The organism is Parendozoicomonas verongulae, assembly GCF_009711465.1.
GTDB classification, from domain to species: Bacteria; Pseudomonadota; Gammaproteobacteria; order Pseudomonadales; family Endozoicomonadaceae; genus Sansalvadorimonas; species Sansalvadorimonas verongulae.
In genome coordinates this window covers 1-741 of record NZ_SMME01000399.1, presented here as the reverse complement: position 1 = coordinate 741, position 741 = coordinate 1, and the positions used below count along the sequence as shown (strand labels likewise).

At 40.5% G+C, this 741-nt stretch carries 1 protein-coding gene; it reads right to left on the bottom strand.

Going from position 1 to position 741, the window contains the following annotated elements:
• Nucleotides 1–441 precede the first annotated feature (441 nt).
• The coding region (locus E1189_RS00830; protein ID WP_230459883.1) for a hypothetical protein at nucleotides 442–741 on the bottom strand (300 nt) is incomplete at its 5' end.

Genomic DNA, 741 nt, shown 5'->3' with positions numbered 1-741 from the left:
AGTTAAGTGCCATGCCCGGCACACACGCCTCAATAAGGGGCGCCGAAGGCGTCCCTTTGATTGACTTGTTAAATGCCGTTTACACTATTTTTTTGTACGAGCATTTGTGAATACACAAATTACACCGGAATTGTTGTAAATAACTTCATAGTTAAAGTCACAGTAACTAGCCGCGACATTAAGAGGTAATTGCTCATTTCCCCATCGGTTTGCTTTGAAGTATGAAAGTTCCCCAGTTTTACACTGTTCAGCTTCCTTGTCAGTTTTATAAATGCAAAGATTGGATTGGTCTATTTCCTTTTTTGGTAAACAGCCTGCCAAAGCCACAGTCGCAACTAAAATTGTTATTATTCTAAGCATGTACATACCATTCCTTATGGTTGTTGATGTGATCTGTCATGTGGATGAACTTAAGAGTATTGTTTATTTGTGTCAGATCGTTCAGTTTATTGGCTTACAAATGAACTTTCCACCATCTATTTCAAGTGCTTTTGCCATCATCTCGCAGGCGTGTTTATCATCTGTAAATCCATGAACTGTAGCAACATGGTCGTATCCCCATTTGTATATTCCAAAGTCGCTATTGTTTCCCGAACGGTTATCCTGGAAATACTGCTCAGGATTGTCCCTTCCGCACGCTGTGAGAAATAAAGCAATGGATGCAATTATAATTTTTTTCATGACGTAGATGATGATGCGGCTTAAGGCATTTAACGCTTGCTTGACAGGGCGCCGAAGGCG